The organism is Streptomyces sp. NPDC051940, assembly GCF_040680895.1.
Classification (GTDB): domain Bacteria; phylum Actinomycetota; class Actinomycetes; order Streptomycetales; family Streptomycetaceae; genus Streptomyces.
In genome coordinates this window covers 1-15964 of the sequence record NZ_JBFAXR010000024.1, presented here as the reverse complement: position 1 = coordinate 15964, position 15964 = coordinate 1, and the positions used below count along the sequence as shown (strand labels likewise).

Here is a 15964-nt window from a genome sequence, read left to right as displayed (position 1 = left end):
GCGCGGACGCCTCACCCCTCCGCCCACAGGTCCTTGACGGACTGGGCGAGGGGGATCTCCGGCCGCCAGCCGAGGGCGGCGGCCGCGAGCGCGATGTCCGCCTGCTGCCAGGGGACGTACCCCGAGCGCCGCGAACCGGCGTCCGCGACCTCCTCGATCCGGCCGCGGAAGCCCGCCGCGTCGGCGAGCCCGCCGGCCAGCACGCGCACCGGAGTGGCCCGCCCGCCCGCGATGTTGAGCACCGGCGGCACCCGCGGCGCGGTCACCGCGAGGGCCACCGCCCGGGCCACGTCCCGCGGGTCGACGTAGTCGCGCGACGCCGTCAGCGGGCCGGTGCGCACCACACCGCCGGGCGCGGCGGCCCGCAGCTTCGCGGCCAGCGTGCCGGGCAGGGACGTGGCGGGCGCGCCCGGCCCGACGACGTTGAACACCCGCAGCACCACGGCGTCGAGCCCCGCGCCGGCGACGGCCAGCGTGCCGGTGAGCTTGCTCGCCCCGTACAGGCCCTGCGGGCTTGTCGCCGTCCCCTCGGTGACGGGCTCGCCGGCGGGCACCGCCCCGTACTCCGCCGCCGAGCCGAGGTGCACCAGCCGCGCCCGCGGTACGGCGGTGGCCATCGCGGCGCAGAGCACCGCCGGGCCGCGGGCGTTGACGGCCGCCAGGCCGAGGGGGTCGCCGTCGACGCGCCCCGCGCAGTTCACCACCGCGTCGGGGGCGAACGCCGCGAGGACGCCGGCCGTCTCGCCGACGCTCGCGGTGCCCAGGTCGAGGGCCGACCGGGGCGGTCCGGCCACCTCGCACCCGGAGCGGAGTTCGGCGGTCGCGTACCGGCCGAGCCACCCCGTACTCCCCAGCACCATCACTCGCATAAGGGATCTCACGCACCTTTCAGCAGCAGCTCACGGTACGCCGTGAACTCCGCGTTGGCGCGGTCATAGTCGTCGGGTCGCCCGATATCCAGCCAATAGCCGTCGAATTCGTACGAGTGTGGCGCGCGTTGACCGTTCAGCAGATCGAGGACGAGCTCGTCGAAGCCCAGCGGCAGGCCGGGTGTGTATCCGGCGAGGGTGCGGCGGCTGACGCCGTACACCCCCATGGAGACGCGGTAGTCCAGGCTGGGCTTCTCGGTGAACCCGACGACGCTTCTGTCGTCGGTGGTCAGCACGCCGAAGTCGATGTGCACCTGGCGCAGGTAGGTGGCGATGGTCAGGGGCGCGCCGGCGTCCTGGTGGGTGCGCAGCAGGTCGCCGTAGTCGAGGTCGGTGAGGATGTCGCCGTTCATCACGACGAAGTGCTCGGGCAGCCGGTCGAGCAGGGGCAGCAGCGGGCCCATGGTGCCCAGCGGGTTCTCCTCCATGGCGTACTCGATCCGCAGCCCCCACTGGGAGCCGTCGCCGACGTAGGCGCGGATGATCTGGCCGAGATGGCCGATGGCGAGTGTCGCGCTGGTGAAGCCGGAGCGCGCGAGCTGGCGCAGCACGATCTCCAGGATCGGGTGCTCGTCGCCGATGGGGACGAGCGGCTTGGGGAGCGCGGTGGTGTACGGGCGCAGGCGGATGCCCTTGCCGCCGGCGAGGATGACTGCGTGCATGGTGGGGTTCCCCCGTGTTCGTGCGGGTCAGATGGCGTAGGCGGACGTCTTGTAGCGGGCGAGGTTCGCCGGATCTCGGAAGAAGCGGATGGTGTGCTCGAGGCCCGACTCCAGGGAGTGCTCGGGCTTCCATCCGGTGGCGTCGCGCAGCCGGGAGGCGTCGCACAGCAGCCGCATCACCTCGGAGTTCGCGGGCCGCAGCCGCTGCTGGTCCTCCTCCACCACGGCGCCGCTGTCCATCAGCTGGGCGATGAGGCGGACCGCCTCGCCGACCGAGACCTCGCTGCCGGTGCCGGCGTTGAAGACGCGCCCGGCGACGTCGGCGTGCGGGGCGGTGCCCACGGCGACGAAGGCGCCCGCGGTGTCGCGGACGTACATGAAGTCGCGGGTGGGCCGCAGATCGCCGAGCCTCAGCACCTCGGCCCCGGCGGCCAGCTGGCCGATCACGGACGGGATGACGGCGCGCATCGACTGGCGCGGGCCGAAGGTGTTGAACGGGCGCAGGGTGACCGCCGGGGTGGCGAAGCTCGCCACGTACGAGGCGACGAGCTGGTCGGCGCCGGCCTTGGAGGCGGCGTACGGGGACTGGCAGTTGACCGGGTGGTCCTCGGTGATGGGCACGGTCTGCGCGGTGCCGTACGTCTCGCTGGTGGAGGTGTGCACCAGGCGCGGGACGGCGGCCTGGCGGACGGCCTGCAGGACGTTGAGGGTGCCCAGCACGTTGGTCTCGACGTACGAGTGCGGGGCCCGGTAGGAGTACGGGATCGCGATCAGCGCGGCGAGGTGGTAGACGCAGTCGGCGCCCTCCACCAGGTCCTGGACGGAGCCGGGGTCGCGGACGTCGCCGAGGACGACCTCGACCTGGCCGAGGACGTCCGGGTGCAGGGCCTCCAGCCAGCCGTGGGAGCCCCACGAGTTGTACTGCGCCATGGCGCGCACCCGGTGGCCGGAGGTGACGAGCGCCTCGACGAGGTGTGAGCCGATGAAGCCTTCGGCGCCGGTGACAGCGGCGAGAGCGGTGGTCATGGGACGGGTCTCCTTACATGGTGCGGTTGTTCCCACGCTCAGCGGTGCGAGGTGGCGCGCCCGAGGACGCCTGCCGCCAGGGCGAGCAGGGCGCCCGCCGCACAGCCCGCGACGGCGAGCTGGGCGGTGGCGGGGGTGGCGGCGTGGTTGCCGAGCAGGGCGAGTTCGGTGACGGCCGCAGCGGCGCAGATCAGCGCCGGCGGCCAGGCGGTACCGAACGCCTGCAGCAGCAGGGCCAGCCACAGGACGGTGCCCAGGGCCGCGAGTGAGGCCAGGGCGGGTCCGGACGAGCGCTGCAGGGCGAGGCCCAGGCCCAGCAGCAGAGCGAGTTGTGCGGCGAGCGCGGTGAGCAGCACGCCGCCCACGCCCGCGTGGAAGCCGGCGACGGTGCGGCCGCGGCGCAGGGCGGCGAGGCTGTTGCCGCGTACGCGGTACATCAGCCATTCGGCGCCGCCCATGCTGAGGGTGAGGGCGAGGGTGGCGGTGCCCGCGAGCGGGGTGCCGGCGCCGTAGCGCAGGACACCGCCGAGGGCGGTGGTGAGGGTGAGCAGTCCGGCCGCGAGGCCGAAGAGGCCGTACGGGAGTGAGGCGGCGGCGGGCAGCGGCGGGCTCAGCTGGTCGCGTACGGGTTTCTCGGCGCCGGACGGGCGGGCCGCCCACTCCTCCAGCACGGCCCGGCCCGCCACCCCGGCGGCGGCCACCACGGCCAGGGCGACGGTCGCCGCGAGCAGGATGACCGCGACGCCGTCCGCCAGGCCACCCACGGCCACGATGCCCGCCCCCAGCACGGTCGGGCTGAGCGCCGCGAGCAGCAGCCGCTCCCCGCCGAGGACCAGCAGCACGGTGGCCGCGCCCAGATAGCAGGACTGCCCGGCTGCGAACACCCCCGCCGCCGCGTCGTCCGGCAGGACCAGCGCGGGGATGCCGACGGCCAGCGCGCCCAGCGGCGCCCCGATGAGCAGGCAGCGGGCCGCGGCCGCGCGCCCTCCGTCGCCGGAGGCGATGAGGAGGTAGGCGCGGTGCGCGAGGGCCTGGTTCCAGGCCCAGCCGAAGAGGACGGACACGGCGAGGACGGCGCCGCCCGCGGGCAGGCCGAGGACGTCGGGCTCGCCGCCGGGCAGCAGCCGGGCGCCCAGCACGTAGCCGAGGCCGGGCAGCGCGAACAGTACGCCGCGCAGCACGCACCGCCAGGGATCCGTCTGCCACGGGTCGGGGGCGGGCTCCGGTTCGGGGTAGCGCCGGGGGGCGCGTTCGTACAGCTCGGCGGCCAGATCGAAGACCGAGCGGCGCCCGTAGCGCTCCCGCACCTGGTCGTCGGTCAGTCCCTCGGACTCCAGCACGGCGGCGATCTCGTCGGGGTGCACGGCGGCCCCGCACACCTCCATGAGCCGCCCGGCGAGCGTGGGCAGCGGCTCGGCCTGCCCGTTCGGTACGAGCCAGAGGGGGCCGCTCACCGCCGGCCTCCCTGAACGGACGTCATGACAGCGCCCCCCTTCCCGTCCGGCGCCGGCATGGCGTCGTGCGTCCGCTTCAGGTCGAGGAGTTCGAGGTAGATCCCGCGGAAGGTGTCGATCGTCTGCCGCAGCGTGAACTGGTCGATGACCCGCAGCCGCGCCGCCTCCCCCATCGCCGCCCGCCGGTCCGGATCGCGCAGCAGCTCCAGCGCGGCCCGCGCCATCGCCTGCGGCGCCCGCGGCTGTACGACGAGACCCGCGTCGCCCGCGGCCTCCCGCACCCCGCCGACGTCCGTCGAGACCGTCGCCCGGCCGCAGGACATGGCCTCGATGAGGGTGAAGGGGAAGCCCTCGCTGATGCTGGAGAGCATCACGACGTTCCCCGCCGCGTACGCGTCGCGGATGTCGGGGACGCGGCCCTCGAAGACGACCGGATCCCCTTCCTCACCGCACAGTTCGGCGGCCAGCCCGACGCACCGCCGGCGATAGCCGGCGGCGTCCGCGGCGGTGCCTCCGAACACCCGCAGCCGGGCCTCGGGGATCTCCGCGCGCACCAGGGCGAAGGCGCGGATGAGCGTCTCGAGGTCCTTGATCGGGTCGATCCGCCCGGCCCAGACGAGGGTCGGCTCCGCGGGCTCCGGGCCGGCGAACGGGAACGCCTGCGGGTCCACGCCGTTGTAGACGGTCCTGATCCGCGCGGCGCCGCCGTGCTCCTCCCAGCGCCGGTTGTAGTCGCTGCCGGGGGTGACCAGGGCGGCCGCCCGGTAGGTCTCGCGGGTGAGCAGCCGGAAGAAGCCGAGCAGCAGCGCCTTGACCGGCCAGCGGTAGGTCCCGGCGCGGTAGCCGAGATAGCGCTCGCGCAGATACAGCCCGTGCTCGGTGAGCAGCAGCGGCACGTCGTGGAAGGCGCGGGCGGCGAGCCCGGGGAGCGCCGCGAGGCCGCCGCTCACCGCGTGGGTGAGCCCGGTGCGGGGCAGCGGGGCGTGCAGCGGGCGCAGGGCGTGTTCGAGCAGGTCGGCGGCCTGGAGCGCGTCGTGCAGGCTGGGCCCCGCGGCCGCCGTGGGTAACCCGGGCGCGGTCCACACGCGGTGCAGCAGCCGCACCGCCGGCTCCGAGCGCAGGGCGGCGGAGAGCCGCCCCCGCCGGCCCCACTCGGCCAGGGCGTACAGGCCGGGTGCGAAGCGCTCCTCCTCCCAGGGGTCGGTGAGGGCCGTCAGGAAGCCCTCGTAGTCCGCCAGGAACTCCCGCCGCTCCCGGCCCCGGGGGGCCCGGCCCGCGGGCGGCGGGCCCCACAGGGGCAGGGTGGTGACCTCGCCGAGGGTGGCGGGCGGCTGCCAGCTGCGCGGCTCGCGGCCGGTGCCGGTGAGGGCGAGGATCCGGAAGTCGAACTCCGGCATGGCCCGGACCAGTTGGTCGCACCAGACGCTGACGCCGCCCTGGCTGTGCGGGTAGGTGCCCTCGGTGAGCAGGGTGATGCGGTCGGCGCAGTGGCGCAGGGCCTCGAGCGAAGTGAACATGGTGCCGTTTCCGTGCTGTCCGTGCCCTTCCTCAGCCGCGGGTCTCGTCGCCGGGTCCGGCGGGGACCGGTTCGCTGACGCCCGCGGGGGTCGGCATCGGGGCGCCGGCCGGGGCCTCGGTGCCGGCCGTGAGCGAGGTGGCGCCGCTGGTCGTGGCGGGAGCGGCGGCCAGTTTGAGGGTGACGGTGTCGGACAGCAGCGTCGGCGCGACCCAGCCGGAGGTCAGCCCGGCGTACGCGGCGCCGAAGGGGGCGGAGTAGAGCAGCGCGGTCTGCCGGGTGCCGGGCGGCATGGTGGCGGTGGCCTTCACCCCGGCGGGCGCCTTGATCGTGACGGTGTCGCCGACGCGGTACGCGGTGACCTTGCCGGCCGCGACCGCCGCCGCCCAGTCGGCGCGGCGCGTCAGCTCGGTGCCCAGATCGCGCTGGCGGTCGTTGACGACCGGCGTGTTGTCGGCGAACAGGGCGCGGTAGCGGGCGAGGACGGCGTCGAGCACCGGGTAGGCGATGCGGTCCTCGGCGAGGTTGGACTGGTGGATGAAGTGCGGCCGCGGGTTGTTGGCGGTGACGTGGCCCAGCGCGATCCGGGTCTCGATCGGCACGATGTACGACTGGTAGCCGGTGGCGGTGTCGAGTGGGGCGGGCAGACAGGTGGTGGTCAGCGGGTTGTCCTCGCAGATGCCGCTGCCGCCGTCGGCCCGGCGGGCGTAGATCCAGTTGTACTCGTCGGCCTGCTCGGCGGCGCGTCCGGCGTTGTAGAAGACGTTCATCGGGAACCGCGGCACGGTGCGGGCGCCGGCGATCTGCCGCTGCCCGGACTCGCGGGAGTTGTCGCTGGCGAGCGACGTGATGCCGGTGAGGTTGAGCGCGGGGCCGAGGTTGGGGTTGTCGGTGGGCTGCTGGGGCAGGGTCTTCAGGCCCGAGTGCTCGCCGGTGACGAGTTCGCCGGTGACCAGGGGCAGGCTCTTGCGCTGGCCCCAGGCGCGGTTGTCGGCGATCTGCTGGGTGATGTGGTCGCGGGTGACCCACTGGGTGTTGCCGGCGGTGTCCGTCGCGCAGCGCCAGGGGACGACGCTGACGTCCTGGACGCAGCCGAGGTAGGTGTGGTCCAGGGTGTGGTTGGTCCAGCGGTAGGCGGCGCGGTCCGCGACGAGCTGGTCGGTGAGCGGGTCGGCGCCGCCGTTGGCGGCCTTGAAGACCTCGCTGCCACCGCCGTTGTAGACCATGTCCAGGGTCAAGCCGGCGGCCGCGGACCAGGACTTGGCGTACTGGGCGTCGGCCTTGGTCATCCGGATCGGGTTCTGCGGCAGGCCGGGGGTCGAGCAGTCGACATCGCCCGGGGTGCAGTTGTACTCCGTGTTCCACCGGTCGTCGGCGCCGAACACGTCGTCGACGTGGACGGCGAAGTAGTTGCGGTCGGCGCCGAGGTGGATGCCCTGGGTGGCCCACTCGACCATGCCGCGGGCGAGCAGCCGGAACTGCTGCTGGTACTGGTTGTAGACGAAGGTGACGACCAGCTCGCGGCGCCCGTCGTGGACGTACTCGCCGACGATGCTGCCCTGCCCGGGGACTTCGACGTACGGCGTGAACTCCGGTCCGGCGGGCTGGGCGGCGTAGCCGTAGCTCTCGCCGATCTGCGGGTCGTTGTCCTCGAAGGGCACGGCGCCCCGCAGATAGCCGAAGGGCCCGCTCTTCGCGGCGGCGGTGAGCTGGGCGGTGACGCCGTCGAGGCTGCCGCTGTACGCCGGCGCCTGCAGGCCCACCTCGGGGCGGGCGTAGGTGTACGCGTCGATCTGCCGGATCCCGAAGGTCTTCTCGTACGACGCGAGCGCGTCCATCTCGCTCGAACCGGCGCCGAAGGGGTTGTCGTTGGGCAGCACCACGGCCTGGTACTTGGCGCGCTTGCGTCCGTCGACGGTGTCGCTGAGGAACGCCGCGTCGATGCGGGGGCGGCCCGCGTCGTCCAGCCGCACGGCCGTGTACGGCGTGCCGGCGCTCTTCAGCTCGTCAGCGATGGCTCCGACGGCGGGCCCGCCGTCATCGACGACGAGCAGCCGGAGATCCACGCGGGGCGCGGTCTCCGCACCGCTGCCGCTACTCGGCAGGGCGAAGGTGATGGAAACGGCCGCCGCACCTGCCGCGGCCACCCGCCGGAACCGGCTCATGGTGATGTCCTCCCACGGGAGTCCGGGCCCACCCCGGGCCCTCTTGCGGACACATCCTGTGGGACGAATGGGGTTTATGGGGGGCCCGCTACACGATCGAGTGGGGTGAAGATCTCCCGTTCGAATCAGCCTCCGGGGCGGCCCCGAAATCGCTTACGGGGCGCCGTACCAGCGCCAACGCGTACGCCGCTCCCGACCTGGAAGATCACCGCGGCCGGTGGCCCAGAGGAGCGTGGGCCACGGCTCGGCGCCGAGCGGGACGTCCGGGAAGAGCCGGCCCAGCACCTTGGCGCACAGGCTCGGGTCGGGTGACCAGCCGCCGCCGAGCCCCTGCGTGATGTCGTGGGCGTGCACCAAGGTCTCGGTGACGCCCATGGCGGCGAAGCCCTCGGGATCGGAGGCGCCCCAGACGTGGTGCGCTCGAACGAGGGACGGCACGGTGGCCACGACACCGGTCAGCAGGGCGCCGCAGGCCTCGATGACCTGCAGCAGCCCGTCCGTTCCCGCCTCGCGGTCCACGAAGACGACGCTCGCCGGCCCGCCGGGCCGCTCGCGGCGCCAGGCGACCGGGACGTGCGTGTCCTGCGGCGGCCGGGCGGGGCCGAGCTGGAGGGCGTACGAGAACAGGTCGTCCGCCAGATGCTCGGCGGTCTCCCAGCAGTCCCACTCCAGGGAGCCCGCCGGGGCCGCCCAGTCGGGCTCGGGCACCGCCCGCAGGGCTTCGACGGCGAGGCGGACGGCGTGGGCGACGTCGTCCGCCGTGACACGGCCGGTCATGGGTTACGAACCGTCCCTCAGGTCCTTCAGCGGCTCCGTCCGGAACGCGATCCGGTCGAAGGACACCTCGCAGCCCTCACCCGTCGGGGACTGCACGAGGAAGCCCACGAACGCCGCCGCGGCCTCCTCCTCCGTACCCAGGGCGAAGTGGCGGACGAACGTCCACCGTTCGCCGTCCGCCGACGCGTGGCAGGCGAAGGCGCGGCCGGTCCGGCTGAGGCGCAGCCAGCACGTGTCGCCGTCCACCTCGAAGGCGTTGGCGTCGTCGGACACGCCGCGGGTGACCACCGTGCAGACCCACGGCCGGTGCGGGGAGCGCTCGAAGCAGAGCTTCGCCCACTGGTCGCCCGCCACCGCCAGATAGAGCACGCCCGCGTCGAAGTCGCCGGCGAAGCCGACCCGTACGCGGGCCGACAGCTGGAAGTCGCCGGCCGGCGGGCGGCCGAGCAGCCGCGGGGCGTCCTTCGCGAGGTCCTCACCGCTCGGCGGGGCGAAGCGGTCCTGCAGCGGCCCCGCGGCGGCGTGCAGCACACCGCCGTCGTACGACCAGTCGGCCGCGGGGCCCTCGGGGGCGAGGTCGAAGGGGAGCTCGGGTATCCGCATCGCGCTCAGCCCTCCCGTACGCCGTCGACCAGGCGCGGCACGCCGTGCGGGTTGGCGTCGCGCAGCTCCTCCGGGAGCAGTTCCTGGGGCGCGTTCTGGTACGCGACGGGGCGCAGCCAGCGCTCGACCGCCGTACCGCCGACGGACGTCGAGGTGGACGTCGTCGCCGGGTAGGGGCCGCCGTGGTGCTGTGCGGGGGCGACCGCCACCCCGGTCGGCCAGCCGTCCACGAGGACGCGGCCGGCCAGCGGCGTCAGCTCGGCGAGCAACGCGGCGGCGTCCGCGCCGCGTTCGGACTCGGCCAGGTGCAGGGTGGCCGTGAGGTTGCCCTCGAGCCGGCCCAGCACGTCCAGGGCCTCGGCGGCGTCGGTGTACCGCACGACGACGGTGACCGGGCCGAAGCACTCCTCGAGCAGCAGCCCGTGGTCGTCGCCGAACCCGGCGGCGGGGACGGTGACATAGCCCGCGCTCACGGTGTGCTCGCTGCCCGCGCCCGCCGTCACCGGCGAGTCGACGCCCGGCAGCTGCGCCCGCGCGGCGACGCCCGCGACGAACGCGTCCCGCATGCGCGCGTCGAGCATCACGCCCGGCTCGGTGTCGGAGACGGCGGCGGTCAGCGACTTCAGCAGCCGCTCCCCCGGCTCGCCCTCCGGCACCAGCACCAGGCCCGGCTTGGTGCAGAACTGCCCCACCCCCATCGTCAGGGAGCCGGCCAGCCCGGCGCCGATCGCCTCGGCGCGCTCGGCGGCCGCGGCCTCGGTGACCAGGACCGGGTTGAGCGAGCCCAGCTCGCCGTGGAAGGGGATCGGCTTCGGCCGCGCCGCCGCCGCGTCGAAGAGCGCGCGCCCGCCCCGTATCGACCCGGTGAAGCCGGCCGCCGCGACCAGCGGGTGGCGCACCAGCTCCACGCCCGCGTCGAAGCCGTGCACCACGGCCACGACCTCCTCCGGCAGCCCCGTCTCGGCGGCGGCGCGGCGCAGCAGCGCGGCGCACAGCTCGGAGGTGGCCGGGTGGTCGGGGTGGGCCTTGACGACGACCGGGCAGCCGGCGGCGAGCGCGCTGGCGGTGTCGCCGCCGGGCACGGAGAAGGCCAGCGGGAAGTTGCTGGCCGAGTAGACGGCGACGACGCCCAGCGGCACCTTCCAGCGGCGCAGATCGGGCCGCGGCGGGGTCAGGCCCGCGTCCGCGTGGTCGATCCGGATGTCGAGGAACCCGCCCTCGTCCACGGCCTTGGCGAAGGCGCGCAGCTGGTACGTCGTACGGGCCAGCTCGCCGGAGAGCCGGCCGGGGCCGAGCGCGGTCTCCGCGTCGGCGGCCTCGACGACGTGCTCGGCGTGCTCGTCGAGGAGGTCGGCCGCGGCGCGCAGCAGCGCCGAGCGCAGCGTGCGGTCCGCGAGCGCGCCGCGGACGGCGTGCGCGGCGCGCACGACGTGGTCGACCTCCTCGGCTCCGGCCTCGTCGGCCACATGCTCCCGGTTCTTCCCGGTCCGGGGGTCGACACTCCACACTGGTGCGGTCACGCGGTTTCCCTCCAGTTCTGCTTGCCTCACGAACAGGGCGCGTTCCTCAGGCGTTCGATATGCTGAACACAGTCCTCATCCGTGAATACCGGGACTGTATTGCGGGCCTACTGTCTTCATCAACCGAGTGAGGGGTCAAGCGCGATGCCGACTGCAGACATGAGCGCTGGTGAGAGCACAGCCGCCGGCGGCGGCCAGGTCAAGTCGGCGGTCCGCACCGTGGAGCTGCTCGAGTACTTCGCGGGCCGCCCCGGGATGCATTCTCTCGCAGACGTCCAGCTGGCCGTCGGCTACCCCAAGTCCAGCCTCTACATGCTGCTGCGCACCCTCACCGAGCTGGGCTGGGTGGAGACGGACGCGACGGGCACACGGTACGGCATCGGCGTACGGGCGCTGCTGGTCGGCACCTCGTACATCGATGGCGACGAGGTGGTCGCGGCGGCCCGCGCGACGCTGGACCGGCTGTCGGACGACACGACGGAGACCATCCACCTGGCGCGCCTGGACGGCACCAACGTCGTCTATCTGGCGACCCGCCAGTCCCAGCACTATCTGCGCCCGTTCACCCGGGTCGGCCGCCGGCTGCCCGCGCACTCCACCTCGCTGGGGAAGGCGATCCTGGCGACGTACACGGACGAGCAGGTGCGCAAGCTGCTCCCCGGGACGCTGCAGTCGCTGACCGAGCACACCATCACCGACCGCGAGCAGCTCATCGAGGAGCTGCACGCCGTGCGCGAGCAGGGCTACGCCGTGGACCGCGAGGAGAACACCCTGGGCCTGCGCTGCTTCGGCGTCGCCATCCCGTACCGCACCCCGGCCCGCGACGCGATCAGCTGCTCGGTGCCGGTGGCCCGGCTGACCCCGGCGCACGAGCAGATGATCCGCGACGCCCTCTTCGACGCCCGCGACCGGCTGACGCTGGCGACGCGCCGGCTCTGACGGCCGTGCCGGGGCCTACCGGGGCAGCGACCTCGGCAGGCCGAACCACGGCAGTACCGCGCTCTCGAAGCGGGTGAAGGCGCGGATCCGGTCGCCGGCGAGGGTGAGCACGAACAGGCCCGAGCCGTGCCGGACGCCGCTCGGCGTGTGCAGATAGACCCCGAACGCCGGCTGCCCGTTGGCCCGCGTCGGCAGCAGTTCCACCCGCCGCCCGGAGCCGAAGACCCGTCCGAGGAAGCGCGCCACCACCTCGCGGCCCTGGTACTCCAGGGGGATCGGCGGCATGGACAGGAAGATGTCGTCGGTGAGCAGGGCGAGTACGGCCTCGAGGTCCCCGGCCGCGTAGGCGGAGGCGAACGCCCCCACCAGCTCCTCCTCCTCGGGTGAGCCGGGTTCGGGCGCCGGTCCGCCGCCGCCGGCCGGCGGCAGCCGGCGTGCCAGGCCCGCCCGGGCGCGTTTCAGGGCGCTGTTGACCGAGTCGACGGTCGAGTCGAGCATGTCCGCCACCTCGGCGGCGTGGTAGCCGAGGACGTCGCGCAGGATCAGCACGGCCAGCTGGCGGGGCGGCAGCAGCTGCAGCGCGGTGACGAAGGCCAGCGAGATCGACTCGGCCTGCTCGTAGCGGGCCTCGGGCCCCAGCGGCACGTCGAGCGCTCCCGCCAGGAGCGTGTCCGGATAGGGCTCGAGCCAGAGCACCTCCCCCAGCCGGGTCGGCTCGGGCGGATCGACGTTCGGCATCTCCCACTCCTTGACCGGGCGCCGGGCGGCCGCGCGGCGGGCGTTGAGGCAGCGGTTGGTCGCGATCTTGTAGAGCCAGCGGCGCAGCGAGCTGCGCCCCTCGAAGCCGCCGAGCCCCTGCCAGGCGGCCAGCAGGGTGTCCTGCAGCACGTCCTCGGCGTCCTGCAGCGAGCCGAGCATCCGGTAGCAGTGCACGTGCAGCTCCCGCCGGTACGGCTCGGTCAGCTGCCGGAACGCCTCACCGTCGCCGGCCCTCGCCCTGCCGAGGAGGCCGGCCGTCACCGTGTCCACCGTGGCGTCACCTCTTTCCGTCCCGCTCCATCGTCTCCCTCATGTACCGACACCGCCCGGCACCCGAACTGGGCGCCCGAAGGGCCTGTCTTTCGGATCTTGCCGGGGTGCGCGCCGCCCGGCACGCGCTCCCCCACGCTCTCAACTCCGCTGCGCGGCGGGCGCGCCCTGCCTGACCTGTGCCGATCGGCCACCCCGCACCACACCACCCAGTCACAGGCGGCAAGACCCGAAAGACAGGCCCTGGGCCCGCGCCCATTCCGTACGGACCGCGGTGTCTCGATCTCCGACAGCACCGGCGGAGCGGCCGCCGGGCCGATGGAGGGATACGGACATGCTGCTCAAGGACAAGGTCGCCGTGGTCTACGGGGCCGGGGGCGCGGTCGGCGGGGCGGTGGCGCGGGCCTTCGCGCGGGAGGGGGCCCGGGTGTACGTCACCGGGCGCCGGCTCGATCCCGTCGCGGCCCTCGCCAAGGAGATCGAGGCCGACGGGGGCTCGGCCACCGCGGCGGAGGTGGACGCGCTCGACGAGGAGGCCGTGGACCGCCATCTGCGGGCCGTGACCGGGGAGGCGGGCCGGATCGACGTGTCGTTCAACGCGATCGGCATCCGGAACACCGGGGTCGTGGGCGTCCCGCTGACCGAGCTGGACGCGGAGCGGTTCGCCGGGCCGATCGCGGCGTACACCACGTCGTACTTCCTGACCGCCCGTCTGGCGGCCCGGCGGATGACCGCCCAGGGCTCGGGCGTGATCATGACGTGCACCGCGCTGCTCGGCCGGACGGGCGTCCCGCATGTCGGCGGGTACGGACCGGCGATGGCCGCGAAGGAGTCGCTGACCCGCAGCCTCTCCGCGGAACTCGCCCCGTACGGCGTACGGGTCGTCGGCGTGCGCCCGCAGGCGATGCCGGAGACCGCCACGATCCGGGAGGCGTTCGAACCGCGCGCCGAGGCCATGGGGGTGACGTGGGAGCAGTGGCAGGAGACGCTCGCGTCCCGCACCCATCCGCACCGGCTGATGACGCCCGCCGAGATGGCGGAGGTGGCCGCCTTCCTGGCCTCGGACCGGGCCAGCGGGCTGACGGGCACGACCGTCAATCTGACGCTCGGAAGTCTGGACGACTGACATGACTGCGCACAGGGAAGCCACACGCGCCGCGGGCAGCGGCATGGTCCTGCTGCTGGCCTGCGCGGCGCAGTTCATGGTCGTACTCGACATCGCCATCGTGAACGTCGCCCTGCCGTCGATCCAGCGGGATCTCGCCATGGGGCAGGGCTCGCTGCAGTGGGTGGTCGTCGCCTACGGGCTGATGCTCGGCGGTTTCCTGCTGCTCGGGGGCAGGCTGGCCGATCTGCTGGGGCGGCGCCGGGTGCTGCTGACCGGGCTGGCGCTGTTCTCGCTGGCCTCGCTCGTCGCGGGCGTGGCGCAGTCCGCGGAGCTGCTGATCGCCGCCCGGGCGCTGCAGGGCTTCGGGGCGGCGCTGATCCCGCCGGCCGCGCTGTCGATCCTCGCGGTGACCTTCGCGGAAGGCGGCGCGCGCAACCGGGCGCTCGGGCTGTACGGCGCAACGGCGGGGATCTCGGCGTCGGTCGGGGTGATCGCCAGCGGGCTGCTGACGGACGGTCCGGGCTGGCGCTGGGTGTTCCTGATCAACGTCCCCGTCGGCGCCGTGCTGATCGCGCTGGCGGCGTTCGTGCTGCCGGCCGACGCGCGGGGCGAACGCACGGAACGCTTCGACGTCGCCGGGGCGGTCACCGTCACCGGGGGCCTGCTGCTGCTCGTCTACGCCCTCAACCGCGGGGCGGACGACGGCTGGGGCTCGGCGGCGGCGCTCGGGCTGTTCGCGGGCGCGGCCATGCTGCTGGCGGCGTTCGCCCGGATCGAGACGCGCTCCCGCTCACCGCTGGTGCCCGGCGCCGCGGTGCGCAACCGCACGCTGGTCGCGGCGAACCTGTCGGCGTTCTTCACCTTCGGCGCGTTCTTCTCGTTCATCTTCCTCGGCACGCTGCTGATGCAGCAGGGGCTGGGGTACTCCCCGACGCGTACGGGGGTGGCGTGGCTGGCGACGTCGGCGACGTCGTTCGTCGCGGCGGCGGCCACCGGCGGCAGGCTCGCGGCGGTGTTCGGGGTACGGCGACTGCTCGTCGCGGGGCAGGCGCTGCTGGCGGTCGCGATGCTGCTGCTGACGCGGGTGCCGGCCGACGCGCACTACGCCACCGATCTGCTGCCGGCGCTGGCGCTGGCCGGGATCGCCGGCGGGCTGGCGGCTCCGGCCGCGCAGATCGGGGCGCTGTCCGGGGTCGCGGACGCGATGACGGGGCTGGCGTCCGGGCTCGTGGAGACGTTCCGCGAGATCGGGGCGGCGGTGGGCGTGGCGGCGGTGTCGACGGTGCTCGTCTCGCGGCTCGGCGCCGCGGACGGTGCGGTGGACGCCTTCCGCGCGGCGTTCTGGGTGGTGTGCGCGGTCGCGGCGCTGGGCGCGGTGACAGCGGCGGTGGGCTTCCCGCGGCGGGGCGCCGTGGCGCCGTCGCCCGTCGGCGAACCGGGGCGGGAGGCGGTTCGGGAGGAGGTGTAGGAGCCCGGGCCCGCGGGCGTGGCGGCAGGGGGGAGCCGCCACGCCCGGGCGCGTCAGAGGGCGGAGCCGGCGGGCTTGATCATGCCGCGGACGGTGCGGGAGTCGACGTAGTCGCCCATGGCGGTCATCTCCCACTCGCCGCTGTACTGGCGGATCAGCTTCGCCATCATCACGCCCGTGCGCGGCTCGGAGGACGTCAGGTCGAAGCGGACCAGCTCCTCGCCGGTCTGGGCGTCCAGCAGTCGGCAGTACGCCTTGGCCACGTCGGTGAACTTCTGGCCGGAGAAGGAGTTCACGGTGAAGACCAGGCCCGTGACCTCCGGCGGGAGGCCGCCGAGATGGACGGTGATGACCTCGTCGTCGCCGGCGCCCTCGCCGGTGAGGTTGTCGCCGGAGTGCTGGACCGCGCCGTTCAGGATCTGCAGCTTGCCGAAGAAGCACGAGTCGACGTGGTTGCGCTGCGGGCCGTACGCGATGACCGAGGCGTCGAGGTCGATGGACTTCGCCCGGCGGCCGGAGCCGAAGGCGGGCTCCCAGCCGAGGCCCATCTTCACCGAGGAGAGCAGCGGGCGGCCGCCCTTGACGAGGGAGACGGTCTGGTTCTTCTGGAGGCTGACGCGGCCCTTGTCGAGGTTGATCTTGCCGGTGGCCGGGGCGGCCGGCGCGGGGGCCGCGGGCGCCGAGGGGGCGGGCGGGGCGGCGGGGGCTCCGGCCGGGTGAGCGTTCCGCTCAGCCTCTCCCCCGGCGCCTCCACGATCATCGCCCTCG

14 protein-coding genes are annotated in these 15964 nt (G+C 74.2%); 3 read left to right on the top strand and 11 right to left on the bottom strand.

The window, feature by feature from the left end:
* Nucleotides 1–11: 11 nt before the first annotated feature.
* From AB0M28_RS12585 to AB0M28_RS12545, 9 genes are all read right to left on the bottom strand, one after another.
* A complete protein-coding gene (locus tag AB0M28_RS12585) occupies nt 12–869 on the bottom strand; it encodes an NAD(P)-dependent oxidoreductase (RefSeq protein WP_365402145.1) in 858 nt (285 codons plus the stop codon).
* Nucleotides 870–877: 8 nt separating this feature from the next.
* Nucleotides 878–1591 (bottom strand): sugar phosphate nucleotidyltransferase, encoded by a 714-nt coding sequence (locus tag AB0M28_RS12580; RefSeq protein ID WP_365402142.1) that lies wholly within the window; start codon nt 1589–1591, stop codon nt 878–880.
* A gap of 27 nt (nt 1592–1618) precedes the next feature.
* The gene (locus AB0M28_RS12575) at nt 1619–2617 is read right to left on the bottom strand and encodes an SDR family NAD(P)-dependent oxidoreductase (protein ID WP_365402139.1); all 999 of its coding nucleotides are present in this window, start codon (nt 2615–2617) and stop codon (nt 1619–1621) included.
* Between the two features lie 38 nt (nt 2618–2655).
* Entirely contained in the window at nt 2656–4071 is a 1416-nt protein-coding gene (locus tag AB0M28_RS12570; protein ID WP_365402136.1) for a hypothetical protein, read from the bottom strand.
* The gene (gene pelF, locus AB0M28_RS12565) at nt 4068–5588 is read right to left on the bottom strand and encodes a GT4 family glycosyltransferase PelF (protein ID WP_365402133.1); all 1521 of its coding nucleotides are present in this window, start codon (nt 5586–5588) and stop codon (nt 4068–4070) included. Before pelF ends, AB0M28_RS12570 begins: the two co-directional genes overlap by 4 nt.
* Before the next feature lie 31 nt (nt 5589–5619).
* Nucleotides 5620–7752, bottom strand: a complete 2133-nt coding sequence (locus tag AB0M28_RS12560; protein ID WP_365402130.1) for a hypothetical protein — start codon at nt 7750–7752, stop codon at nt 5620–5622.
* Between the two features lie 153 nt (nt 7753–7905).
* Nucleotides 7906–8529 carry a hypothetical protein gene (locus AB0M28_RS12555; protein ID WP_365402127.1) on the bottom strand — a complete coding sequence of 208 codons (624 nt, stop codon included), beginning with the start codon at nt 8527–8529 and terminating at the stop codon, nt 7906–7908.
* Between the two features lie 3 nt (nt 8530–8532).
* Nucleotides 8533–9132, bottom strand: a complete 600-nt coding sequence (locus AB0M28_RS12550; protein WP_365402124.1) for a DUF1349 domain-containing protein — start codon at nt 9130–9132, stop codon at nt 8533–8535.
* A 5-nt stretch (nt 9133–9137) separates the two neighbouring features.
* Nucleotides 9138–10652 carry an aldehyde dehydrogenase (NADP(+)) gene (locus AB0M28_RS12545; protein ID WP_365402121.1) on the bottom strand — a complete coding sequence of 505 codons (1515 nt, stop codon included), beginning with the start codon at nt 10650–10652 and terminating at the stop codon, nt 9138–9140.
* Nucleotides 10653–10811: 159 nt separating this feature from the next.
* Here AB0M28_RS12545 and AB0M28_RS12540 point away from each other — a divergent pair, with 159 nt between their 5' ends.
* On the top strand, nt 10812–11591 hold the full coding sequence (locus AB0M28_RS12540) for an IclR family transcriptional regulator (RefSeq protein WP_365402300.1): 780 nt from the start codon (nt 10812–10814) through the stop codon (nt 11589–11591).
* A 15-nt stretch (nt 11592–11606) separates the two neighbouring features.
* Here the strand turns inward: AB0M28_RS12540 and AB0M28_RS12535 are convergent, their stop codons facing one another.
* Nucleotides 11607–12620 (bottom strand): RNA polymerase subunit sigma-70, encoded by a 1014-nt coding sequence (locus AB0M28_RS12535; RefSeq protein ID WP_365402119.1) that lies wholly within the window; start codon nt 12618–12620, stop codon nt 11607–11609.
* A gap of 334 nt (nt 12621–12954) precedes the next feature.
* On the opposite strand from AB0M28_RS12535, the gene AB0M28_RS12530 reads away from it, so the two are divergent.
* Together AB0M28_RS12530 and AB0M28_RS12525 are read left to right on the top strand one after the other, a co-directional pair.
* Nucleotides 12955–13746, top strand: a complete 792-nt coding sequence (locus tag AB0M28_RS12530; protein ID WP_365402116.1) for an SDR family oxidoreductase — start codon at nt 12955–12957, stop codon at nt 13744–13746.
* Between the two features lies 1 nt (nt 13747).
* Nucleotides 13748–15196 carry an MFS transporter gene (locus AB0M28_RS12525; protein ID WP_365402113.1) on the top strand — a complete coding sequence of 483 codons (1449 nt, stop codon included), beginning with the start codon at nt 13748–13750 and terminating at the stop codon, nt 15194–15196.
* Nucleotides 15197–15249: 53 nt separating this feature from the next.
* Here AB0M28_RS12525 and AB0M28_RS12520 read toward each other — a convergent pair.
* The coding region (locus tag AB0M28_RS12520; protein WP_365402110.1) for a TerD family protein at nt 15250–15964 on the bottom strand (715 nt) is incomplete at its 5' end.

Bases quoted from the DNA above. Each gene is read 5' to 3' on its own strand.
- AB0M28_RS12585 (WP_365402145.1), bottom strand. From the start codon at position 869: ATGCGAGTGATGGTGCTGGGGAGTACGGGGTGGCTCGGCCGGTACGCG.
- AB0M28_RS12580 (WP_365402142.1), bottom strand. From the start codon at position 1,591: ATGCACGCAGTCATCCTCGCCGGCGGCAAGGGCATCCGCCTGCGCCCG.
- AB0M28_RS12575 (WP_365402139.1), bottom strand. From the start codon at position 2,617: ATGACCACCGCTCTCGCCGCTGTCACCGGCGCCGAAGGCTTCATCGGC.
- pelF (WP_365402133.1), bottom strand. From the start codon at position 5,588: ATGTTCACTTCGCTCGAGGCCCTGCGCCACTGCGCCGACCGCATCACC.
- AB0M28_RS12560 (WP_365402130.1), bottom strand. From the start codon at position 7,752: ATGAGCCGGTTCCGGCGGGTGGCCGCGGCAGGTGCGGCGGCCGTTTCC.
- AB0M28_RS12555 (WP_365402127.1), bottom strand. From the start codon at position 8,529: ATGACCGGCCGTGTCACGGCGGACGACGTCGCCCACGCCGTCCGCCTC.
- AB0M28_RS12550 (WP_365402124.1), bottom strand. From the start codon at position 9,132: ATGCGGATACCCGAGCTCCCCTTCGACCTCGCCCCCGAGGGCCCCGCG.
- AB0M28_RS12540 (WP_365402300.1), top strand. From the start codon at position 10,812: ATGAGCGCTGGTGAGAGCACAGCCGCCGGCGGCGGCCAGGTCAAGTCG.
- AB0M28_RS12530 (WP_365402116.1), top strand. From the start codon at position 12,955: ATGCTGCTCAAGGACAAGGTCGCCGTGGTCTACGGGGCCGGGGGCGCG.
- AB0M28_RS12525 (WP_365402113.1), top strand. From the start codon at position 13,748: ATGACTGCGCACAGGGAAGCCACACGCGCCGCGGGCAGCGGCATGGTC.